Annotated in this window: 20 protein-coding genes; 10 read left to right on the top strand and 10 right to left on the bottom strand. The window is 59.3% G+C overall.

Annotation, left to right across the window (positions count from 1 at the left end):
• The 8 genes from ACIP66_RS21065 to ACIP66_RS21030 form a co-directional block, all read left to right on the top strand.
• A partial coding sequence (locus ACIP66_RS21065; RefSeq protein WP_400650552.1) for a superoxide dismutase occupies window positions 1-362 on the top strand: 362 nt, incomplete at its 5' end.
• 458 nt (window positions 363-820) lie between these two features.
• Window positions 821-2872: a bifunctional diguanylate cyclase/phosphodiesterase gene (locus ACIP66_RS21060; RefSeq protein ID WP_053123358.1), complete on the top strand. Its 2052-nt coding sequence runs from the start codon at window positions 821-823 to the stop codon at window positions 2870-2872.
• A 217-nt stretch (window positions 2873-3089) separates the two neighbouring features.
• A complete protein-coding gene (locus ACIP66_RS21055) occupies window positions 3090-4436 on the top strand; it encodes an imelysin family protein (protein ID WP_053123360.1) in 1347 nt (448 codons plus the stop codon).
• A gap of 261 nt (window positions 4437-4697) precedes the next feature.
• Entirely contained in the window at window positions 4698-6125 is a 1428-nt protein-coding gene (locus ACIP66_RS21050; protein ID WP_400650548.1) for a di-heme oxidoredictase family protein, read from the top strand.
• A gap of 27 nt (window positions 6126-6152) precedes the next feature.
• Window positions 6153-7217, top strand: coding sequence for an imelysin family protein (locus ACIP66_RS21045; RefSeq protein WP_400650546.1), 1065 nt, complete (start codon window positions 6153-6155; stop codon window positions 7215-7217).
• Window positions 7218-7231: 14 nt separating this feature from the next.
• Window positions 7232-8332 (top strand): DUF1513 domain-containing protein, encoded by a 1101-nt coding sequence (locus ACIP66_RS21040; RefSeq protein WP_212543934.1) that lies wholly within the window; start codon window positions 7232-7234, stop codon window positions 8330-8332.
• Window positions 8333-8500: 168 nt separating this feature from the next.
• Window positions 8501-9649 carry an efflux RND transporter periplasmic adaptor subunit gene (locus ACIP66_RS21035; protein ID WP_400650543.1) on the top strand — a complete coding sequence of 383 codons (1149 nt, stop codon included), beginning with the start codon at window positions 8501-8503 and terminating at the stop codon, window positions 9647-9649.
• Window positions 9650-9662: 13 nt separating this feature from the next.
• Window positions 9663-12689 (top strand): multidrug efflux RND transporter permease subunit, encoded by a 3027-nt coding sequence (locus ACIP66_RS21030; RefSeq protein ID WP_400650541.1) that lies wholly within the window; start codon window positions 9663-9665, stop codon window positions 12687-12689.
• Between the two features lie 134 nt (window positions 12690-12823).
• Here the strand turns inward: ACIP66_RS21030 and ACIP66_RS21025 are convergent, their stop codons facing one another.
• From ACIP66_RS21025 to ACIP66_RS21005, 5 genes are all read right to left on the bottom strand, one after another.
• The gene (locus tag ACIP66_RS21025) at window positions 12824-13051 is read right to left on the bottom strand and encodes a hypothetical protein (RefSeq protein WP_053123372.1); all 228 of its coding nucleotides are present in this window, start codon (window positions 13049-13051) and stop codon (window positions 12824-12826) included.
• A gap of 2 nt (window positions 13052-13053) precedes the next feature.
• Entirely contained in the window at window positions 13054-13767 is a 714-nt protein-coding gene (locus ACIP66_RS21020; RefSeq protein ID WP_400650538.1) for a lipopolysaccharide kinase InaA family protein, read from the bottom strand.
• 4 nt (window positions 13768-13771) lie between these two features.
• Complete coding sequence (locus tag ACIP66_RS21015; protein WP_053123376.1) at window positions 13772-14440, bottom strand: class I SAM-dependent methyltransferase; 669 nt, start codon at window positions 14438-14440, stop codon at window positions 13772-13774.
• 161 nt (window positions 14441-14601) lie between these two features.
• Window positions 14602-15876, bottom strand: a complete 1275-nt coding sequence (locus ACIP66_RS21010) for a HAMP domain-containing sensor histidine kinase (protein WP_053123377.1) — start codon at window positions 15874-15876, stop codon at window positions 14602-14604.
• Window positions 15876-16547, bottom strand: coding sequence for a response regulator transcription factor (locus tag ACIP66_RS21005; RefSeq protein WP_053123379.1), 672 nt, complete (start codon window positions 16545-16547; stop codon window positions 15876-15878). Before ACIP66_RS21005 ends, ACIP66_RS21010 begins: the two co-directional genes overlap by 1 nt.
• A gap of 221 nt (window positions 16548-16768) precedes the next feature.
• Between ACIP66_RS21005 and ACIP66_RS21000 the strand changes: the two genes are divergently transcribed.
• A complete protein-coding gene (locus ACIP66_RS21000) occupies window positions 16769-17512 on the top strand; it encodes a phosphatase PAP2 family protein (RefSeq protein WP_400650535.1) in 744 nt (247 codons plus the stop codon).
• 165 nt (window positions 17513-17677) lie between these two features.
• On the opposite strand, the gene groL is transcribed toward ACIP66_RS21000, so the two are convergent.
• The 4 genes from groL to ACIP66_RS20980 form a co-directional block, all read right to left on the bottom strand.
• On the bottom strand, window positions 17678-19324 hold the full coding sequence (gene groL, locus ACIP66_RS20995; protein WP_400650533.1) for a chaperonin GroEL: 1647 nt from the start codon (window positions 19322-19324) through the stop codon (window positions 17678-17680).
• A gap of 50 nt (window positions 19325-19374) precedes the next feature.
• Window positions 19375-19668 carry a co-chaperone GroES gene (locus ACIP66_RS20990; protein WP_007916610.1) on the bottom strand — a complete coding sequence of 98 codons (294 nt, stop codon included), beginning with the start codon at window positions 19666-19668 and terminating at the stop codon, window positions 19375-19377.
• 259 nt (window positions 19669-19927) lie between these two features.
• A complete protein-coding gene (locus ACIP66_RS20985; RefSeq protein ID WP_400650530.1) occupies window positions 19928-20404 on the bottom strand; it encodes an FxsA family protein in 477 nt (158 codons plus the stop codon).
• Window positions 20405-20469: 65 nt separating this feature from the next.
• Complete coding sequence (locus ACIP66_RS20980; protein ID WP_053123387.1) at window positions 20470-21201, bottom strand: HugZ family protein; 732 nt, start codon at window positions 21199-21201, stop codon at window positions 20470-20472.
• Window positions 21202-21365: 164 nt separating this feature from the next.
• On the opposite strand from ACIP66_RS20980, the gene ACIP66_RS20975 reads away from it, so the two are divergent.
• On the top strand, window positions 21366-22124 hold the full coding sequence (locus tag ACIP66_RS20975; protein WP_400650528.1) for an SDR family oxidoreductase: 759 nt from the start codon (window positions 21366-21368) through the stop codon (window positions 22122-22124).
• Between the two features lie 130 nt (window positions 22125-22254).
• Here the strand turns inward: ACIP66_RS20975 and apbC are convergent, their stop codons facing one another.
• Window positions 22255-23349, bottom strand: coding sequence for an iron-sulfur cluster carrier protein ApbC (apbC, locus tag ACIP66_RS20970; RefSeq protein WP_159815386.1), 1095 nt, complete (start codon window positions 23347-23349; stop codon window positions 22255-22257).
• Window positions 23350-23441 lie beyond the last annotated feature (92 nt).

Below are 23441 nucleotides of genomic sequence, written 5' to 3'. Positions count from 1 at the left end.
GCTGCCTGGCGCCAAACGCCGGCGGTCAACCAACCGGCGCGCTGGCTGACGCCATCAACGCAGCCTTCGGTTCGTTCGACAAGTTCAAAGAAGAGTTCAGCAAAACCTCGATCGGCACCTTCGGTTCCGGCTGGGGCTGGCTGGTGAAAAAGGCTGACGGTTCCCTGGCTCTGGCCAGCACCATCGGCGCCGGCAACCCGCTGACCAGCGGCGACACCCCGCTGCTGACCTGCGACGTCTGGGAACACGCTTACTACATCGACTACCGCAACGTTCGTCCTAAGTATGTCGAAGCGTTCTGGAACCTGGTCAACTGGAAGTTCGTTGCTGAGCAGTTCGAAGGCAAAACCTTCACCGCTTAAGCTGCGCGCCAGTCAAAAACCCGGCTTCGGCCGGGTTTTTTTATGCCATCGTTCCCACGCTTCTGCGTGGGAATGCAGCCCGGGACGCTCCGCGTCACTGGACGCGGAGCGTCCCTAGAGGAGGCATTCCCACGCAGAGCGTGGGAACGATCGATAGCAGCCTTCGGCAGCTCCTACGTGAAAATGGCGTTTCTCCCACAGAAAATGCAGCCTCAAGCCGCTTGCTGCCGTGGCGCAGAGGGCTAACATCAATCAAAGGAAAGATTGTCAGACAACGCTCAAGTTGAGGGCCAATACAACCGACACAGTACTAATCGGGCGAAGACGCCACAGAGCAGCATTTCGGCCAACGCCACGGGTAATTCATTCGGGGCCTGATTGTCCCTTTGACTGCCAACACGGGATTGCCAATACTCATGTCAACTTGACGCTACCCGCACGGATTAAGGAATAACCCTTTGAAGCTGGAACTCAAGAACAGCTTGTCGGTGAAGTTGCTCCGGGTCGTGCTCCTGTCGGCATTGATCGTCGGCGTGGTCTTGAGCTGCGCGCAGATCGTTTTCGATGCCTATAAAACACGTCAAGCGGTTGCCGGCGACGCCGAACGCATCCTCGACATGTTCCGCGACCCCTCCACCCAGGCGGTTTACAGCCTCGATCGGGAGATGGGCATGCAGGTGATCGAGGGCCTGTTCCAGGACGACGCCGTGCGCCAGGCCTCCATCGGCCATCCCAACGAAGCCATGCTCGCGCAGAAATCCCGCGACTTGCAGCATTCCAACAGCCGTTGGCTGACCGACCTGATCCTCGGTCAGGAGCGCACCTTCACCACGCAACTGGTGGGGCGCGGGCCCTATAGCGAGTATTACGGCGACTTGAGCATCACCCTCGACACCGCCACCTATGGCGAAGGTTTTATCGTCAGTTCGGTGATCATTTTCATCTCCGGCGTGTTGCGCGCACTGGCCATGGGTCTGGTGCTGTATCTGGTCTATCACTGGCTGCTGACCAAACCGCTGTCGCGGATCATCGAGCACCTCACCGAGATCAACCCCGATCGCCCCAGCGAACACAAGATTCCGCAGCTCAAGGGCCACGAGAAAAACGAGCTGGGCCTCTGGATCAACACCGCTAACCAGTTACTGGAATCGATCGAACGCAACACCCATCTGCGCCACGAAGCGGAAAACAGCCTGCTGCGCATGGCCCAGTACGACTTCCTCACGGGTTTGCCGAACCGTCAGCAATTGCAGCAGCAACTGGACAAAATTCTGGTCGACGCTGGCAAGCTGCAACGCCGCGTTGCGGTGCTGTGTGTAGGACTGGACGATTTCAAAGGCATCAACGAACAATTCAGCTACCAGACCGGCGACCAACTGCTGCTGGCGCTGGCCGATCGCTTGCGCGCCCACAGCGGCCGCCTCGGCGCCCTCGCTCGTCTGGGTGGCGACCAGTTCGCACTGGTGCAGGCCGATATCGAACAGCCTTACGAAGCGGCGGAACTGGCGCAAAGCATTCTGGATGATCTGGAAGCGGCGTTCGCCCTCGACCATCAGGAAATCCGTCTGCGCGCGACCATCGGCATCACGCTGTTTCCGGAGGATGGCGACAGCACCGAGAAGCTGTTGCAGAAAGCCGAGCAGACCATGACCCTGGCCAAGACCCGCTCTCGCAACCGTTATCAGTTCTACATCGCCAGCGTCGACAGCGAGATGCGTCGCCGCCGCGAACTGGAAAAAGACCTGCGCGATGCCTTGCTGCGCGACCAGTTCTACCTCGTCTATCAACCGCAGATCAGCTATCGCGACCACCGCGTGGTCGGCGTCGAGGCGCTGATTCGCTGGCAACATCCGGAACACGGTCTGGTGCCGCCGGATCTGTTTATTCCACTGGCGGAACAGAACGGCACGATCATCGCGATTGGCGAGTGGGTACTGGATCAAGCCTGCAAGCAATTGCGCGACTGGCACGATCAGGGTTTCGCCGACCTGCGCATGGCGGTGAACCTGTCCACCGTGCAATTGCACCACGCCGAGTTGCCGCGCGTGGTCAACAACCTGCTGCAGATGTACCGCTTGCCGCCGCGCAGTCTGGAACTGGAAGTCACCGAAACCGGCCTGATGGAAGACATCAGTACTGCTGCGCAACACTTGCTGAGCCTGCGCCGTTCCGGTGCGCTGATCGCCATCGACGACTTCGGTACCGGTTATTCATCGCTGAGTTATCTGAAAAGTCTGCCGCTGGACAAGATCAAGATCGACAAGAGCTTCGTCCAGGATCTACTCGATGACGACGACGATGCGACCATCGTTCGCGCGATCATTCAATTGGGCAAAAGCCTTGGCATGCAGGTGATTGCCGAGGGCGTGGAAACCGCTGAACAGGAAAGCTATATCATTTCCGAAGGCTGCCACGAAGGTCAGGGTTACTTCTACAGCAAGCCGCTGCCGGCGCGTGAGTTGAGCGTTTATCTCAAACAGGCGCAGCGCAGTAACGCGGCCATTTTATAAAAGCAAAGATCGCAGCCTGCGGCAGCTCTTACATTGCAATGCGTTCCCCTGTAGGAGCTGCCGAAGGCTGCGATCTTTTGATCTAAGCCAATCCCTGCGTAAATAAGAAATATTTCCAGCCACAACCCTTTACACATAATGCGAAAGATTTGCATTATGTCGCAGTTTTGCGCACCCCCGCGCCTGTCCCATAAACCACCGAAGCAGGATGTTCGCCATGATTCGTATGCCTCTGGCTACCGCCAGTCTGCTGGCCATCGCTATTTCCCTCGCCGGTTGCGGCGAAGGTAAAGACAAGGCCGCCGCACCGGCCACGCCGACTCCAGCCGCCAGCACCACCGCACCTGCGGCTGCTCCTGCCGCTGCCGGTAAAGTCGACGAAGCCGCCGCCAAGGCTGTGGTCGCGCACTACGCCGACATGGTCTTCGCCGTTTACAGCGATGCCGAATCTACCGCGAAAACCCTGCAAACCGCCGTCGACGCTTTCCTCGCCAAGCCGAACGCCGACACGCTGAAAGCCGCTCGCGAAGCCTGGATCGCTGCTCGCGTTCCTTACCTGCAGAGCGAAGTGTTCCGCTTCGGCAACACCATCATTGACGATTGGGAAGGTCAGGTTAACGCCTGGCCACTGGACGAGGGTCTGATCGACTACGTCGACAAATCCTACGAGCACGCACTGGGTAACCCGGGCGCGACCGCCAACATCATCGCCAACACTGAAATCCAGGTCGGCGAAGACAAGGTCGATGTCAAAGACATCACCCCGGAAAAACTCGCCAGCCTCAATGAGCTGGGCGGTTCCGAAGCCAACGTTGCAACTGGCTACCACGCCATCGAATTCCTGCTGTGGGGCCAGGACTTGAACGGCACCGGCCCTGGCGCTGGTAACCGTCCTGCTTCCGACTACCTCGAAGGCGCCGGCGCCACTGGCGGTCATAACGATCGTCGTCGCGCTTACCTGAAAGCCGTGACCCAACTGCTGGTCAGCGATCTGGAAGAAATGGTCGGTAACTGGAAGCCGAACGTGGCTGACAACTACCGCGCCACGCTGGAAGCCGAGCCAGGCGAAAGCGGCCTGCGCAAAATGTTGTTCGGCATGGGCAGCCTGTCGCTGGGTGAACTGGCGGGCGAGCGCATGAAGGTTTCCCTGGAAGCCAACTCGCCGGAAGACGAACACGACTGCTTCAGCGATAACACGCACAACTCGCAGTTCTACGATGCCAAGGGCATTCGTAACGTCTACCTGGGCGAATACACCCGCGTTGACGGCACCAAGATGACCGGCGCCAGCCTGTCGTCGCTGGTGGTCAAAGCCGACCCGGCTGCCGACACCGCGTTGAAAGCCGACCTGGCTGCCACCGAAGCGAAGATGCAGGTCATCGTTGATCACGCCAACAAGGGTGAGCACTACGACCAGTTGATCGCGGCCGGTAACACCGCTGGCAACCAGATCGTTCGCGACGCCATCGCCTCCTTGGTCAAGCAGACCGGTTCGATCGAAGCCGCTGCCGGCAAACTGGGCATCAGCGACCTGAACCCGGACAATGCTGATCACGAGTTCTGATCACAACGTCCGCTTCAAAAAAGGCGACCTTCGGGTCGCCTTTTTCATCCCTGTCGTACACGGCCCATTGTAGGAGCTGCCGAAGGCTGCGATCTTTTGATCTGTCTATTTAGAAGCAAGGTCAAAAGATCGCAGCCTTCGGCAGCTCCTACAGGGGTTTTGCATTTGCGCTGAATCAAGCAAACGATAATTCCTCTTATTCAAACCCCCTCGCCCTGTTAGACTTTGCGCCTTTATTTTCGCTTGTCCGCAGGATGTCTGATGCCCTCGCTGCCTCTTCGCTTGTTCGCACTGTTCATGGCCCTGGGCCTGAGTGCCTGCGATGACGCCCCGCGTTTCACCAAGGCTGAGCCCGGTGAAGCGCGATCCGGCGGGGCGGCGACTGTGCGCAAGACCGATCAGAACGCGTTTTCCCTGCCGTCGGCCAATCTGCCGCCCTCGCGCCGGGTCGATTTCAGCGTCGGCAACAGTTTTTTCCGCAATCCGTGGGTGATCGCCCCGGCGACCACCACCGCCCGCGATGGCCTCGGCCCGCTGTTCAACACCAACGCCTGCCAGAACTGCCACATCAAGGACGGTCGCGGACATCCGCCGACGCCCGGTGCGTCGAATGCCGTGTCGATGCTGGTGCGCCTGTCGATTTCTGACACGCCGGCCTACGCCAAACTCATCGAGCAGGTCGGCATCGTGCCGGAGCCGGTGTATGGCGGGCAGTTTCAGGACATGGCGATCCCCGGCGTCACCCCGGAAGGCAAGGTGCGCGTCGATTACACGCCAGTACCGGTGCGCTTCAAGGACGGCACCGAAGTCGAGTTGCGCAAACCGCTGTTGCAGATCACTCAACTCGGCTACGGCCCGATGCACCCGGACACGCGTTTTTCCGCACGCGTCGCCCCACCGATGATCGGCCTCGGCCTGCTCGAAGCGATCCCCGAAGAAGCCATCCTCGCCAACGCCGCCGCACAGGCCAAAGCAAAAAACGGCATCAATGGCCGGCCAAACCGGGTCTGGAATGACGAACTGCAAAAAACCGTCATGGGCCGATTTGGCTGGAAAGCCGGACAACCGAACCTCAATCAACAGAATGTTCACGCGTTTTCAGGTGATATGGGCCTGACGACCAGCCTGAGACCGTTCGATGACTGCACCGACGCGCAAACCGCCTGCAAGCAGGCGCCGAGCGGCAATGGCCCGGACGGCGAACCGGAAGTCAGCGACAACATCCTGCGTCTGGTGCTGTTCTACAGCCGCAACCTCGCGGTGCCGGCACGCCGTGGCGTTAACGAGGCAGAGGTCATCGCTGGCAAGAACCTGTTTTTCCAGGCCGGTTGCGACTCGTGCCACACGCCGAAATACACCACCGCCGCCAACGCCGCCGAACCTGAACTGGCCAATCAAGTGATTCGCCCGTACAGCGATCTGCTGCTGCATGACATGGGCGACGGTCTGGCCGACAACCGCACGGAATTCCAGGCCTCCGGCCGCGACTGGCGCACGCCGCCGTTGTGGGGGATTGGCCTGACGCAAGCGGTCAGCGGTCACACGCAGTTTTTGCATGACGGTCGCGCACGCAATCTGCTCGAAGCGGTGCTTTGGCACGGCGGCGAAGCGACGGCGGCGCAGCAACAGGTTTTATCTTTCAATGCCGAGCAGCGTACTGCGCTGCTGGCGTTTCTGAACTCACTTTAAACACTGATAAAGAATCGGGAGCCCGACATGTTCCGTCCCAAGCTACTGTTCACCAGCCTTGCCGCGCTCGCCCTCGGCGCCTGCTCGCCGCAGGATCCGCAAGCGGTCACCTCGGCGGCCATCGCCAAATCGGTGATCCTGCCGACCTACACCCGTTGGGTCGAAGCCGACAAGCAACTGGCGGTCAGCGCCCTCGCCTACTGCCAGGGCAAAGAAACCCTGGAGACCGCTCGCGCCGACTTCCTGCACGCGCAGAAAGCCTGGGCCGAACTGCAACCGTTGCTGATCGGGCCACTGGCTGAAGGCAACCGCGCCTGGCAAGTCCAGTTCTGGCCGGACAAGAAGAACCTTGTCGGTCGTCAGGTGGAGCAACTGGTTGTCGCCCAGCCGCAGATCGATGCCGCCGCACTGGCCAAATCGAGCGTTGTCGTTCAGGGCCTGTCGGCCTACGAATACATCCTGTTCGACGCCAAGCCTGACGTCGCCAACGCCGAGCAGAAAGCCAAGTACTGCCCACTGCTGATCGCCATCGGCGAGCGTCAGAAGCAACTGGCCGAAGAGATTCTGCAGAACTGGAACAACACCGACGGCATGCTCGCGCAGATGACCAAGTTCCCTAACCAGCGCTACGCCGACTCCCACGAAGCGATCGCCGATCTGCTGCGCGTGCAAGTCACCGCGCTGGACACCCTGAAGAAAAAACTCGGCACGCCAATGGGCCGCCAGAGCAAGGGCGTGCCACAGCCGTTCCAGGCCGATGCATGGCGCAGCCAGTCGTCGATGACCGCGCTGGAAGCCAGCCTTGCCGCCGCCAAAACCGTGTGGGAAGGCGTCGACAACAAAGGCCTGCGCGGGCTGTTGCCGGCTGAGCAAAAGCCGTTGGCCGACAAGATCGACGCTGCTTACGCCGCCTCACTGAAACTGTTCGACAGCACTCAGCGCTCGCTCGGCGAAATGCTCGAAGACGACGCCGGTCGTCAGCAACTCAACGACATCTACGACAGCCTCAACGTCGTCCATCGCCTGCACGAAGGCGAACTGGCCAAGGCGCTGGGCATTCAACTGGGCTTTAACGCCAACGACGGTGACTGATGAGGGCAAGTGCCATGCTGCGACGCCAGGCTCTGACTTTAGCTAGTACGCTGCTGGGAGCAGTGACACTGGGCGGCTGGACGCTGTTCAAACGCAAGGATCAGAGCCCGCTGCTGTTGTCGGCGCGCGATGACACCGACGGCAAGCACTACGCCGTCGGCTATCGGCTGGACGGCACGCGGGTGTTCGCCACCGAAGTCGGCCAGCGTTGTCACGACATCATCAACCATCCGACGCAGCCGATTGCGCTGTTCGTCGCGCGGCGTCCGGGTACCGAGAGTTACCTGATCGACCTGCGCGACGGCACGTTGCTGCAGACAGTGACCTCGCAGCCGAACCGGCACTTCTACGGCCACGCCGTGGTGCACAAGGACGGCGAGTACCTGTACGCCACCGAAAACGACACGACCGATCCTGGCCGTGGTTTGCTCGGCGTGTACAAGTTCGAAGGCGAGCGACTGGTGCACAGCGGCGAGATTTCCACCCACGGCCTCGGCCCGCATCAGGTGTCGTGGATGCCTGACGGCGAGACGCTGGTGGTGGCCAACGGCGGGATTCGTACCGAAGCGGAAAGCCGCGTCGACATGAACCTCAGCGCCATGGAGCCGAGCCTGGTGCTGATGCAACGCGACGGTACGTTGCTGAGCAAGGAAACCCTCGCCCAGCAGATGAACAGCGTGCGCCATTTGGGTATCGCCAGTGACGGCACCATCGTTGCCGGTCAGCAGTTTATGGGCGCCTCTCATGAGCGTTCAGAGCTGCTGGCGATCAAGCGTCCGGGTCAGCCATTTGTGGCGTTCCCGGTGCCTGAGCATCAGTTGCAGTCGATGGGGCATTACACCGCCAGCGTTGCCGTGCACAGTGATTTGCGTCTGGTCGCGCTGACCGCGCCGCGGGGTAATCGATTCTTTATCTGGGATCTGGACAGCGGCGAAGTGCGCCTCGATGCACCATTGCCGGATTGCGCGGGTGTCGGTGCGGTGCAGGATGGATTCGTTGTGACGTCTGGTCAGGGCCGTTGCCGCTACTACGATTGCCGTCAGGATGAACTGCTGGCCAAGCCCCTGGAACTGCCGGCGGGGCTCTGGGACAACCATTTGCACCTGATGGCCTGAACCCACCGCAAAAGATCGCAGCCTTCGGCAGCTCCTACCTTGGAATGCATTCCCCTGTAGGAGCTGCCGAAGGCTGCGATCTTTTGCTGTGTCGGCAGTTGGATTCCCTGCCGCTCTCGGAGTAATGTTCGGGCCTGTCTCACCTGATTTATCCAAGGAAATGGAAATATGCTGCGTCGCCGCATGCTGATCATGTTGGGTGTTGTCTTGTTGATCGTCCTGGTCTTGGGCGGCTACAAAGCCTTTTCGATCTACACAATGATCCAGGGCTTCTCCAAACCGAAACCGCCGATCAGCGTTGCCGTGGCCACCGCCGCCGAGCGCCCGTGGCAGATGCGCTTGCCCACCGTCGGCACGCTCAAGGCACTGCAAGGCGTCGAGCTGAGCCTGGAAGTCGCCGGCACTGTCACTGAACTCAAATTCGAATCCGGGCAAAAGGTCAAAGCCGGGCAACCGCTGCTGCAACTCGACAGCGCCGTCGAAACCGCGCTGCTGGAAACCGCCAAGGCTGATCTGGGCCTCGCGCAACTGGACTTCGGCCGTGGCGCGCAACTGGTCGACAGCCGCGCCATCTCCAAAGGCGAGTACGACCGCCTCTCCGCCGTGCTGCAAAAGAACAAAGCCACGGTCAATCAGCTCAACGCCTCGCTGGCGAAAAAACGCATCCTCGCGCCGTTCAGCGGCACCATCGGCATCCGTCAGGTCGACATCGGCGACTACCTCGCCAGCGGCACCAAAATTGCGACGTTGCAGGATTTGAGCAGCCTCTACGCCGACTTCTACCTGCCCGAACAATCGGTGCCGAAACTGGCCATCGGCCAACCGGTGCAAATCTCGGTCTCGGCTTATCCGGGGCAAAACTTCGCCGGCAAGATCAGCGCGATCAACCCGATCGTCGAAAGCACCACGCGCAACATTCTGATCCGCGCCACCCTGGCCAACCCGGACGGCAAATTATTGCCGGGCATGTTCACCAGCCTTGAAGTGTTGCTGCCCGATCCGCAAAAACACATCGTCGTGCCGGAAAGCGCGATCACCTACACCCTCTACGGCAACTCGATCTACGTGGTCGGGCAGAAGAAAGCCGAGGACGGCACCGTCGAAAAGGATGACAAGGGCCAACCAGTACTGATCGCCGAGCGGCGTTTCATCGTAACCGGTGAGCGCCGCGATGGCCTGGTGATGATCAACAAGGGCGTGCAGAGCGGCGAACAAGTGGTGACGGCTGGCCAGATCAAACTGGACAACGGTGCACGCATCGCCATCAGCGACGACAAGACCCTCGGCGAGCAGAACAGTCCGCCTCGCGCCGACTGATCAAGGAATCCCCATGGCTTTTACCGATCCGTTCATCCGCCGCCCGGTGCTCGCCACCGTGGTCAGCCTGTTGATTGTGTTGCTCGGCTTCCAGGCCTGGAGCAAGTTGCCGCTGCGCCAATACCCGCAAATGGAAAACGCCCTGATCACGGTGACCACAGCCTACCCCGGGGCCAACGCCGAAACCATTCAGGGCTACATCACCCAGCCGATGCAACAGAGCCTGGCCAGCGCCGAGGGCATCGATTACATGACCTCGGTCAGTCGGCAGAACTTCTCGGTGATCTCGATCTACGCGCGTATCGGCTCGAACACCGACCGCTTGTTCACCGAGTTGCTGGCCAAGGCCAACGAGGTGAAAAACAAGCTGCCGCAAGACGCCGAAGACCCGGTGCTGAGCAAAGAATCCGCCGACGCTTCGGCGCTGATGTACATCAGCTTTTTCAGCAAAGATTTGAGCAACCCGCAGATCACCGACTACCTGTCGCGGGTGATCCAGCCGAAACTGGCGACGCTGCCGGGCATGGCCGAAGCGGAGATTCTCGGCAATCAGGTGTTCGCCATGCGCCTGTGGCTCGACCCGGTGAAGCTCGCCGGGTTCGGCCTCAGCGCCGCCGACGTGACCAACGCCGTGCGCCAGTACAACTTCCTCTCCGCCGCCGGCGAAGTGAAAGGCGAATACGTGGTCACCAGCATCAACGCCAACACCGAACTGAAATCCGCCGAGGCTTTTGCGGCGATTCCGCTCAAGGTCAGTGGCGACAGCCGCGTGCTGCTCAGCGATGTCGCGCGGGTGGAAATGGGCGCGGAAAACTACGACTCGATCAGCTCGTTCGGCGGCACGCCGTCGGTGTATATCGGCATCAAAGCCACGCCAGGCGCCAACCCGCTGGACGTGATCAAGGAAGTGCGCAAGCTGATGCCCGAGCTGGAAGCGCAGCTGCCGCCGAACCTGAAAAGCGAAATCGCCTACGATGCCACGCTGTTTATTCAGGCCTCCATCGACGAAGTGGTGAAAACCCTGTTCGAAGCGGTGTTGATTGTAATCGTCGTGGTGTTCCTGTTCCTCGGCGCGTTGCGCTCGGTGGTGATCCCGGTGGTGACCATTCCACTGTCGATGATCGGCGTGATGTTCTTCATGCAGATGATGGGTTACTCGATCAATCTGCTGACGCTGCTGGCGATGGTGTTGGCCATCGGTCTGGTGGTCGACGATGCGATTGTCGTGGTTGAGAACATTCACCGGCACATCGAGGAAGGTAAAACGCCGTTTGACGCGGCCCTCGAAGGTGCCCGGGAAATCGCCATGCCGGTGGTGTCGATGACCATCACCCTGGCGGCGGTGTATGCGCCGATCGGTTTTCTCACCGGCCTGACCGGGGCGCTGTTCAAGGAGTTCGCCCTGACGCTGGCCGGGGCGGTGGTGATTTCCGGGGTCGTCGCCCTGACCCTGTCGCCAATGATGTGCGCCTATCTGCTGCGCCACGAACAAAACCCCAGCGGCCTCGCCCATCGTCTCGACCGCATCTTCGACGGCCTCAAGCGCCGCTACCAGCGCACGCTGCACGGCACGCTGAACACGCGGCCGGTGGTGCTGGTGTTTGCGGTGATCGTGCTGTGCCTGATTCCGGTGTTCCTCAAGTTCACCAAATCGGAGCTGGCGCCGGACGAAGACCAAGGCATCATTTTCATGATGGCCAACGCGCCGCAACCGACCAACCTCGATTACCTGAGCACTTACACCGACGAATTCATCAAGATCTTCAAGGAATTTCCGGAGTACTACTCTTCGTTCCAGATCAACGGCTACAACGGCGTGCAGGCGGGCATCGGCGGTTTCCTGCTGAAGCCGTGGAACGAGCGCAGCCGCACGCAGATGGAAATTCTTCCCGAAGTGCAGGGCAAACTCGAAGGCATTCCGGGCCTGCAGATTTTCGGCTTCAACCTGCCCTCCCTGCCAGGCACTGGCGAAGGCTTGCCGTTTGAATTCGTGATCAATACGGCCAACGATTACGAGTTACTGCTGCAGGTGGCTGACCGGATCAAGAAACGCGCGATGGAGTCGGGCAAGTTCGCCTTCGTCGACCTTGATCTGGCGTTCGATAAACCGGAAGTGGTGGTCGACATCGACCGCGCCAAAGCCGCGCAGATGGGCGTGTCGATGCTCGATTTGGGCAGCACGCTGGCGACGCTGCTGGGCGAGGCGGAAATAAATCGCTTCACCATTGAAGGGCGCAGCTACAAGGTCATCGCGCAGGTTGAACGGCCGTACCGCGACAACCCGGACTGGCTGAACAATTATTACGTGAAGAACACTCAGGGCGAGCTGCTGCCACTGTCGACGTTGATCAAAGTCACCGACCGCGCGCGACCGCGACAACTCAACCAGTTCCAGCAACTCAACGCGGCGAAGATTTCCGGTTTCCCGCTGGTCAGCATGGGTGAAGCCATCGACACCGTGCTGCAGATCGCCCGCGAGGAAGCGCCGGCCGGGTTTGCCTTTGACTATGGCGGCGCTTCGCGGCAGTTCGTGCAGGAAGGCAGCGCGTTGTGGGTGACGTTTGCCTTGGCACTGGCGATCATTTTTCTGGTGCTCGCGGCGCAGTTCGAGAGCTTCCGTGATCCGCTGGTGATTCTGGTGACGGTGCCGTTGTCGATCTGCGGGGCGCTGATTCCGCTGTTTCTTGGCTGGTCGAGCATGAATATCTACACGCAGGTTGGGCTGGTGACGTTGATCGGTTTGATCAGTAAACACGGGATCTTGATCGTCGAATTCGCCAACCAGTTACGCAAGGACAAAGGGCTGAGCGCACGTGAAGCGGTGGAGGAAGCGGCGGCGATTCGTTTGCGCCCGGTGCTGATGACCACCGCGGCGATGGTGTTTGGCATGGTGCCACTGATTCTGGCGACCGGTGCGGGCGCTGTGAGTCGGTTCGATATCGGCATGGTGATCGCGACGGGGATGTCGATCGGCACGTTGTTCACCCTGTTTGTATTGCCGTGCATCTACACCCTGCTGGCAAAACCTGACAAAGCTTAAGATCAAAAGATCGCAGCCTTCGGCAGCTCCTACATTGCAATGCATCTTCTGTAGGAGCTGCCGAAGGCTGCGATCTTTTGATTCTCAAAAAAAGGCCTCGCATCTGCAAGGCCTTTATTTTGGCTTCAATCGGTTCAACTTTGCGGCCTCATTCCCTGTGCCATCCCGAACATGAACAGCAATAAATCATGATCGGGTTTGGTCGCCACGGAGGCTTTCGCCACCCGTGGTATTGCGCAGTGCTCGCCCTCTACGGACGCACCGATGACCTGCATGCGTGGCTGCTCCCAGGCAGCCACCGCCAATGAAGCAACTGCCAAGGCGCCAACCAGAAACAAACCTCGTGCAATTTCGAGTTTCATCGCTATAAACCTTTGATAGCGCTGCCAAACGCCGTCTCGTAAAAGTAGACGAGTTTCTTCCAGTCAGCATCGCTGAACGACGAATGGCGGCGCATTTGTTTCATGTCATGGGAGGCGGCGCGATAGGCGGTCAGACGCTGACGGCACTTCTCCAGATCGATCAAGGCCACTTCAACCTTGGCCGAATCCCGTTCGCCGGTCACCCGTACAAAAACGTGCTTGATGTAGATGCAGCTGTGCTGCCAACGGCCCTTGTGCATGCGCGCCATGTTTTCGGCAAGGTCTTTGAGCACGCGCTCATACACCGCTTCGCCGTACTGCGCGCGACCACCGGCGGCTTCCCACTTTTCCAGCTCGTCAAAACCGTCCAGGGATTTGGTCACCAGCAGTGCACGCCACTTGTATTGCGGATCCGGCTGGGCACCGCAGAACACGATCTCCGGCACACGCACGCCGAGCTTGCTGACGCCGGTCAGGGCATCCAGCTCACGCAATACGGTCGGACGGCCAAACGGGTGCAGCCAGCTACGATAAATGTGTCCGGTCTGGCGCTTGGCATACAGCAGTTGACCATCACGCCCCACGACTCGCTGAACACCACTTTGGCCACCACGGCGGACATTGGGTTCTTCTACCCATTCGCCTTGCTGGTTCCAGTAGTAGTCGAAACGATCCTGCGGAGCGACGTCCGTCTCTGCTGCAAATTGCACTGCCATCCTGCTACCTCTTGCGTAATACGTAGACCCGCCACATCGCATATAGCGGGATAAAATCCAATTGTTCCTGAATGCGGAAACCGGCGGCTTCGAATTCTTTCTCGACCGTAGCGGCCGGTAACACAAAACGGTTCTGGTAACCTTCCTGCCCACGTTTTGCCTCGGAGCGCTTGCGCTTCCAGGACTTGAAATTGCCATCCACCCACAGCGAAATAATCACGCTGTCACGGGTCACACGCTCGAATTCACGCAGGATCGCCATCCGGTGCTCGGCTTCACCGATGTGATGCAGCAGGCGCATGCAGAAAATGCTGTCGACGGCGTTGTCCGGTAAAGCGATGTCGAACGCGGAGGTGTGCAAGGGTTGTACCCTTTTCACCACATCAGCCGGTTGCGCCTGCATCGCGGTCTTGATCATTGATTCGGAGTTGTCCGCACCGATGATTACCCGATTCGACTTTTCCGCCAGCATCGGCCAGAAACGGCCTGCACCGCAGGGCAAATCCAGCACCAGCCCCGGCTCGCCGGCCAGAGTCAGCGCCTTGCGAGCCAACTGAACATCGCGCCAATGAGACAAACGGCGCCCCAGATTGGCTTGATGCTTGTGCAGATATTTCTGCGCATGGTTGTCGTCGTACTTTTCGGAAAAATCGAGCTTGATCGGGCCGGCCATCACCAGGACTCCTGAATTACTGATGCCCCCACCTTAGGGATGGGGGTGTCAGTGTCAGGTCATCCAATTGTGAAAATTTCGTTGGGTAAACTGCCAAACTATTTCAGAGTTATACAGGATTTAGACAGGTAAGCGGGAGTAGCGCGGGGCCACTACGGGCTTCAAAGTTTGCCAAGATCCACTTCGAAGCGGCAGCCATTGGGTTCCATCGTGCTCAAACTGACACTCCAGCCCTCGTTCTCGCAGATGCGCTGCACCAGCGACAATCCGAGTCCCAGACCCTCGCCGCGTTTCTCGGCCCCACGCACGAAAGGCTGAAACATCGCTTCGCGTTTTTCCTCCGGAATGCCCACGCCGGAGTCTTCGACGATAAAGCCGTTGCCCGTCAGCGTCAGGCGAATAAAACCTTTTTCGGTGTAGTGGCAGGCGTTGCGCAGCAGGTTGCCCATCACCGCCCCCAACAAGGTCGCATTGAAACGGGTCTGCGTGGGTTGTCCGGCGGCGAAATCCAGCCTCAAGCCCTTGGATTCAATCGGCTCACGCCACACACACAGTAACCCTTCAGCGACTTGCGAGAGGCTTTGCTGAGGTGCTGCACCCGCGTCTTCACGCTGGGCTCGGGCGAGCATCAGGAAGGTTTGCACCAATTCGCGCATCTCTTCACTGGCGCGGGCGATGCGCTCGACCTGCGAACGTCCCCGTGCGTCGATCGCCGGGTTTTCCAGCAGCAGCTCACAGGAACTGGCCAGAACCATCAACGGCGTGCGCAACTCATGGCTGACGTCGCTGGTGAACAGCCGCTCACGGGTCAGGGCCTGACGCAGACGCCCCAGCGTGGCATCAAACGCCACTGCCAATTCACCGACTTCGTCAGCGGCATAATCCGGCGCCAACGGTGGCGCCAGCCCGAGCAATTGGTCACGATGGCGAACTTGACGCGCCAAGCGCACCACCGGCGCCATCACCTTGCGCGCGAGCACCCAACCGAGGAACACCGCCAGCGCCAGACTGAGCACAAAGCCCACCAGCACCACGGCGAACAGCACGCGCTCGCGCTCTTCGAAATCACTTTGATCCTGCAACAGCACATAACGCCGACCGTCGACGATCTCGACCATCGCGTGATACGACAGCTGCTCGCGGAACACTTCGTGGAAACCGGAATCAAGGTGACGCAGATCTTTAGGCAGTTCGAAATCGCCCGGCCCGCCGCTGAAATAGAACAATTGATCCGGCTCAGGGCGATGGCTCCAGTCCGAAACGTTGTCCATCAACAGCAAGCGCTGCAAGTCGCCGCCCAGGCCCGCCGAAATCAGTTTCTCTTCGACCAGATGCACCGTGGCGACAATGCCCATGGCAAACGCGCCGGCCACCAGCGCACTCATCAATGCAAAAGCGATGATGATCCGTTGCGAAAGGCTCTGTCTAAACTCCATTACGCATCGGCCAGGCGGTAACCCACGCCGTGCACGGTATGCAGCAGTGGTTTGGCGAACGGTTTATCGATCACTTGACGCAACTGGTGCACATGGCTGCGCAGGCTGTCGCTGTCCGGGCAGTCGTCGCCCCACAGCGCTTCTTCAAGCACCTCGCGACGCAGTACGTGCGGGCTCTTCTGCATCAATACCGCGAGCAACTTGAGGCCCACCGGGTTGAGCTTGAGCAACTTGCCTTCGCGGGTCACTTCCAGCGTGTCGAGGTCGTAATTCAGCTCGCCAACCTGCAACGCCCGGCGTCCGCCACCTTGCGCGCGGCGCATCACCGCTTCGACCCGCGCAGCCAGTTCGGACAAGGCGAACGGCTTGATCAGGTAATCGTCGGCTCCGGACTTGAAGCCCTGCAAACGGTCATCGAGTTGATCGCGGGCGGTGAGCATGATCACCGGAGTGTCACGGCGGGCATCTTCACGCAGGCGCTTGCACAGGGTGTAGCCGTCGATGCCCGGCAACATGATGTCAAGAATAATCAGGTCGTAATGCTCGGTCGCGGCCAGATGCAGGCCCGACAGACCGTCCTGCGCGCAATCGACGGTATAGCCCTTGAGGCCTAGATAATCGGCCAGATTGGCGAGGATATCGCGGTTGTCTTCGACCACCAGAATTCGCATGGGCACCTCTTCCGTACACAGTAATGGCCGTCTTGGCCCGCGCAGCTTACGGCCAAGCGTGGCTGACGGCTAGGCGTGTGTTGGGTTGTTTTGCGAGAAAAACGTTCATTGTGGCCGCCAACGTTTTTTTCACTTTCGATTAACAAATCAGCGACGCCAGCGCGCGCAGACTCCCCGCGGTTGCGCTCCTCAGAACACACTTACCGACCAAGGAATTACCCATGGTGTCGACCTCTGCCCGCCCCGCTCCCCGGCCGCTGAATTTCTGGTGGTGCCTGGGAATACCCGCTGTTGCGGCGATCATTCTGGTGCTGCTCGAATTGACCGATCTGGACATGTACCTGGCTCAACTGTTTTACGACCCGGTAGCGGGTGATTTCATCGGGCGACACAGTTACTTTCTCGAAGACATCCTGCATGACCGCGCCAAGGAGGTGGTGATTGCGTTTTCGGTGTTTGCGATCTTTGGTTTCATTGGCGCGTTTTTTATAGAGCGGCTGAAACCGTTCAAGCGTGAACTGGGCTGTCTGGTGCTGTCGCTGGGGCTGGCGACTTCGTTTGTCACGCCGGTCAAAGCCATGACGGCAGTGCAATGCCCATGGAGCCTTGAACAGTTTGGCGGCCATGAGACTTACAGCAAGCTCATGGAACACCGTCCGCAGACCGACAAGCCGGGGCGTTGCTGGCCGGGTGGGCATGCGGCTACCGGGTTTACCTTGTTTGCGCTGTTTTTCGTGCTGCGTGATCGTCGTCCGCGTTTGGCCAAACAGGCGTTTATCTTTGCCTTTGCGCTGGGTTCGGTGTTTTCGATCAGCCGGATGATGCAGGGTGCGCACTTCTTCTCACACAACGTGTGGACAGCGATTTTCTGCTGGCTGATTTGTCTGGGGTCGTATTACTGGGTGCTGTATCGCCCGGCGGTGAGGGCTGAGGCAGTCGTCAAAACACAACCAGTCAGTGCCTGAATGGAGATCAAAAGATCGCAGCCTTCGGCAGCTCCTACAGATGTTCGCGATCCCCTGTAGGAGCTGCCGAAGGCTGCGATCTTTTGCCTGTGATCTTTTGAAGGACAATAAAAAACCCCGCTGACTCGCGTCAGCGGGGTTTTTCGTTACGGGGGTAAGGCTGGCTTACATCATGCCGCCCATGCCACCCATGCCGCCCATGTCTGGCATGCCGCCGCCAGCGCCGCCGTCTTTCTTCGGCGCGTCAGCTACTGCAGCTTCGGTGGTCAGGATCAGACCGCCGATCGACGATGCAGCTTGCAGAGCGGAACGAGTCACCTTGGTTGGGTCCAGGATGCCCATTTCGATCATGTCGCCGTATTCGCCAGTCGCAGCGTTGTAACCGAAGTTACCGGTGCCGTTCTTGACTTCGTTGACTACAACGCTTGGCTCGTCGCCGCTGTTGGCAGCGATCTGACGCAGCGGTGCTTCAACAGCGCGGCGCAGAACAGCGATACCAACGTCCTGATCAGCGTTGTCGCCTTTCAGGTCGTTCAGGGTTTGCAGAGCGCGGATCAGCGCAACGCCACCGCCAGGTACCACGCCTTCTTCAACGGCTGCACGGGTTGCGTGCAGGGCGTCTTCAACGCGGGCTTTCTTCTCTTTCATTTCTACTTCGGAACCAGCGCCAACCTTGATCACTGCAACGCCGCCGGACAGCTTGGCCAGACGCTCTTGCAGTTTTTCACGGTCGTAGTCCGAGGAAGTTTCAGCAGCCTGGGCACGGATCTGAGTGATGCGCGCCTGGATGTCTGCTTCAACGCCAGCACCGTCAACGATGATGGTGTTTTCCTTGGAGATGCTGACCTTTTTAGCGCTACCCAGGTTTTCCAGGGTTGCTGCTTCCAGGCTCAGGCCGATTTCTTCGGAGATAACGGTACCGCCGGTCAGAACAGCGATGTCCTGCAGCATGGCCTTGCGACGGTCGCCGAAGCCTGGAGCCTTGACGGCTGCGACTTTAACGATGCCACGCATGTTGTTCACAACCAGAGTCGCCAGGGCTTCGCCTTCAACGTCTTCGGAAACGATCAGCAGTGGACGGCCGGCTTTGGCAACGGCTTCCAGTACTGGCAGCATTTCACGGATGTTCGAGATCTTTTTGTCGACCAGCAGGATCAGCGGGCTGTCCAGCTCGGCAACCATGGTTTCTGGCTTGTTGACGAAGTACGGGGACAGGTAGCCACGGTCGAACTGCATGCCTTCAACAACCGACAGTTCGTTTTCCAGGCCAGTGCCTTCTTCAACGGTGATCACGCCTTCTTTGCCGACTTTTTCCATGGCTTCGGCAATGATGTCGCCGATGGAGCTGTCGGAGTTGGCCGAGATGGTGCCGACCTGAGCGATTGCCTTGGTGTCAGCGCAAGGCTTGGACAGGTTCTTCAGCTCTTTGACGATAGCGATGGTCGCTTTGTCGATACCGCGCTTCAGATCCATCGGGTTCATGCCGGCAGCGACGGCTTTCAGGCCTTCGTTGACGATCGACTGAGCCAGAACGGTAGCGGTGGTAGTACCGTCACCAGCGTCCTCGTTGGCACGGGAGGCAACGTCTTTGACCAGCTGCGCGCCCATGTTTTCGAAACGGTCTTCGAGTTCGATTTCTTTGGCGACGGAAACGCCGTCCTTGGTGATGGTCGGAGCGCCGAAGCTCTTCTCGATGATCACGTTACGGCCTTTCGGGCCCAGGGTCGCTTTTACTGCGTCAGCCAGGACGTTGACGCCCTTGAGCATTTTTTTACGGGCGGAATCGCCAAACAGAACTTCTTTAGCAGCCATGATCGATATTCCTTAAATACTTTGTAGTAGCGGGAAAATGAACGGGGGTATCAGCCTTCGATAACAGCGAGGATTTCGTTCTCGCTCATTACCAGCAGGTCTTCGCCGTCGACTTTCACTGTGTTGCTGCCGGAGTAAGGACCGAACACAACCTTGTCGCCTTCTTTAACGGACAGTGCGCGCACTTCGCCGTTTTCCAGAGCTTTGCCCGGGCCTACAGCGAGAATCACACCGTGGTTGGCTTTTTCAGCAGCCGAACCTGGCAGGACGATACCGCCAGCGGTTTTCTTTTCTTCTTCGCTGCGACGGATTACGACGCGGTCATGCAGAGGACGAAGCTTCATTGTCGATCTCTCCTAATTGTGGTTTTCATCGGCCGGTGTATTCCCGGCGGGTTTAACAAATCCGGCCTTCGCCGGTTGCGCCTCGTCGAGCGAGACGCGGAAGACTGACTGGCGCAAATGCCAGAAACCTTTCGGTGACCGATACATAAGGGCGCATAAGCTTATTACAAGGGCGAGGCGAAAAAAATTTCGCGGATTCTGCGGACAAAATCAGCCCCAAACGAACACGGCACCCGAGGGTGCCGTGTCGATGCAGACGTTACTTCGGGTCGCGGTGTTCGAACTCGCCTTCGATCACATCACCCTCGCGGCCCAGAGGCTGACGCGGTGCGGAACCGCCACGGGGTTGCAGGTCGTCAGCAAAGGCGCGCTGGCGGATTGCCTGTTCTTCGGCGCGCTGGCGCATTTTGTTCGCCAGCAGACGACGGGTGAACGGCAGCAGCATGACCAGACCGACGACGTCGCTGATAAAGCCCGGCAGAATCAACAGACCACCGGCCAGTGCCAACATCAGGCCTTCGAGCATGGTTTGCGCAGGCAGTTCGCCGCGGTTCAGGCTTTCACGGGCACGCAGTGCCGTGGCCAGACCGGCGACGCGCAGTACGAACACACCGAACATCGAGCCGACAATGATCAGCAGCAGGGCCGGGAAAAACCCGATAGCCCCTGCCACTTTGACGAATACGAACAGCTCCAGCACCGGAAACAGCAGAAAGAGCAACAGAAAAGGGCGCATCAAAGTTTCCTCAACGCAAGAAATGCCTTGCAGTAAGCCTTAGATGACGTCGGCCTTTCGTGAATTCAAGCGTCGGCCACTTCATTTTTTGGCCAGACCTCGGCGTGAGCCAGAGAAACCAAGGCTTCGCGCACTTGTGTCGGCGTATTACAAGGTGCTGGGAACGGCAGCCAGTACAGCGCCTGACCGATGCGCAGGTGCATGCCCTCGGTGTCGATGCCCGCCAATTGCGCCGGCACGGTTTTCGGCAGACCGGCGAGGTCGACGTAGTGCGCGATGGCTTTGGCGTGGTCGCTGTTCATGTGCTCGACCATGCTGATCTCGCCCTTGCCGGCGAACGGGTTGGCCAGCGTCACTTGATCGATCCAGTGAATCGCGCCGAAACCGCCGATGTAACGATGGCGCACCGGGGTCAGCACCCAGAAATCGAAATCGTGAGCCTTGTGGTAGTTCTGCGAATCCGGGAAGTAGCGGTAGTAACGCTCGGCGGCGGCTTCAATCGCAGCGCCGTCTTCGAGCTTTTGCGCTTCGGCGAGATAGGTCAGGCGACCAACGGCTTGCACGTCGTCGGCTTCACGCTCACCCACCAACAGCGAACATTTCGGATCTTTCTGCAGGTTGTGGGTGTGCTGGGCGATGCGGCTGATGAGGATCAGCGGGCGGCCCTGCTCGTCGAGGCAGTACGGCACCACGGAGCCAAAGGGAAAACCGGGCATCGATTTGGAGTGCGTCGACAGCACTCCACGGTATTCCTTGAGAAGCAATTCTCGGGCATTCTTGGCCACTTCAACGCTCAATTTATGACTCCTTAAATAGAATCCGTCGAAAAAACGGACAGGCGCCCGGAAGAAAGTTTCGGTCACGCCATCGGGCAATTCTCATGTGCAAACCAGCCACGGCCGGTGCAGATCGGGAGTCGCTAACAATAAAAACTACTCAGACCTGCTATCGGGGCATGCGAATGCAACTCAACGACAAAGTAATCATTATCACTGGCGGTTGCCAGGGTTTGGGCCGCTCCATGGCCGAGTATTTCGCCGGCAAGGGCGCGAAGCTTGCGCTCGTCGACCTCAATCAGGAAAAACTCGACGACGCGGTCGCTGTGTGTAAAGCCAAGGGCGTCGAGGCGCGCAGCTATCTGTGCAACGTCGCCAATGAAGAACAGGTCGAGCACATGGTCGCTCAGGTGGCCGCCGATTTCGGTGCAATTCACGGCCTGATCAACAACGCCGGGATCCTTCGTGATGGCCTGCTGTTGAAGGTCAAGGACGGCGAGATGACCAAGATGAGCCTGGCACAGTGGCAGGCAGTGATCGACGTCAACCTGACCGGCGTGTTCCTTTGCACCCGTGAAGTGGCGGCGAAAATGGTCGAGCTGAAGAACAGCGGCGCGATCATCAACATCTCGTCGATCTCGCGGGCGGGCAACGTTGGCCAAACCAACTATTCCGCAGCCAAGGCTGGTGTGGCAGCGGCGACGGTGACGTGGGCTAAGGAATTGGCGCGTTACGGGATCCGTGTGGCGGGGATTGCTCCGGGCTTCATCGAAACCGAGATGACCCTGGGCATGAAGCCGGAAGCGCTGGAGAAGATGACCTCGGGGATTCCGCTCAAGCGTATGGGCAAGCCAGAAGAGATCGCGCATTCGGCGGCGTATATCTTCGAGAACGACTACTACACCGGGCGGATTCTGGAGATGGATGGCGGCCTGCGTATCTGACCCACACCGCAAAACCTGTAGGAGCCGAGCTTGCTCGCGAAAGCGGCATGTCATACAACATTAATGTTGCCTGACACGGCCCCTTCGCGAGCAAGCTCAGCTCCTACAAGTACAGGGTGTTGCGGATGTATCAATCGTCGCTGATGGTGATGTTCGGCATCGCCGGCGATACCGCTTCCTGCAACACAATCCGCGCGCCAACGTGGCGGGCCAGTTCCTGGTAAACCATGGCAATCTGGCTGTCCGGCTCGGCGATCACCGTTGGCTTGCCGCCATCGGCCTGTTCGCGGATCAGCATCGACAACGGCAGCGAAGCCAGTAGCTCAACGCCGTACTGCGTCGCCAGTTTCTCACCGCCGCCCTCACCGAACAAATGCTCGGCATGCCCGCAGTTCGAGCAGATGTGCACGGCCATGTTTTCCACCACGCCCAGCACCGGAATGTTGACCTTGCGGAACATTTCCACGCCTTTGCGCGCGTCAAGCAGGGCCAGATCCTGCGGCGTAGTGACGATTACCGCCCCGGCCACCGGAACCTTCTGCGCCAGGGTCAGCTGGATATCGCCGGTGCCTGGCGGCATGTCGATGACCAGATAATCCAGATCGCCCCACGCGGTTTGCGTGACCAGTTGCAGCAATGCGCCGGAAACCATCGGGCCGCGCCAGACCATCGGCGTGTTGTCGTCGGTGAGGAACGCCATAGACATGACTTCGACACCGTGGGCCTTGAGCGGCACGAACCACTTCTGATCCTTGACCTCTGGGCGGGTGCGCTCGGGGATGCCGAACATGATGCCTTGGCTCGGGCCGTAGATATCGGCGTCGAGAATACCGACCTTGGCGCCTTCACGGGCCAGCGCCAGCGCGAGGTTTGCGGCGGTGGTCGACTTGCCCACACCGCCCTTGCCGGAGGCCACGGCAACGACGTTTTTGACGTTGGCCAGACCCGGGATCTGCGCCTGCGCCTTGTGCGCGGCGATCACCGTGTTGACTTCAACCCTGGCAATCACCACGCCGTCGAGGTTTTCGATGGCCAGTTGCAGCAATTGCGCCCAGCCGCTCTTGAACAGACCGGCGGCGTAACCGATTTCCAGCTGCACATTGACGCGATCACCGACGATCTCGATGTTTTTCACGCATCCGGCGCTGACCGGATCCTGGTTCAGGTAAGGGTCGGTGTATTGGCTGAGGACGGCTTCCACCGCTGCGCGAGTGACGGCGCTCATGGGCAACTCCGATAACAAGACTGGGAAAAGATGGTGGGTATCGTACCTGAAAAAGATCGCAGCCTTCGGCAGCTCCTGCAGGGGATTATGTG

This window comes from Pseudomonas sp. NPDC088429, from assembly GCF_044753305.1.
Classification (GTDB): domain Bacteria; phylum Pseudomonadota; class Gammaproteobacteria; order Pseudomonadales; family Pseudomonadaceae; genus Aquipseudomonas; species Aquipseudomonas rustica.
This window is presented reverse-complemented; position numbering and strand designations above follow the sequence as displayed.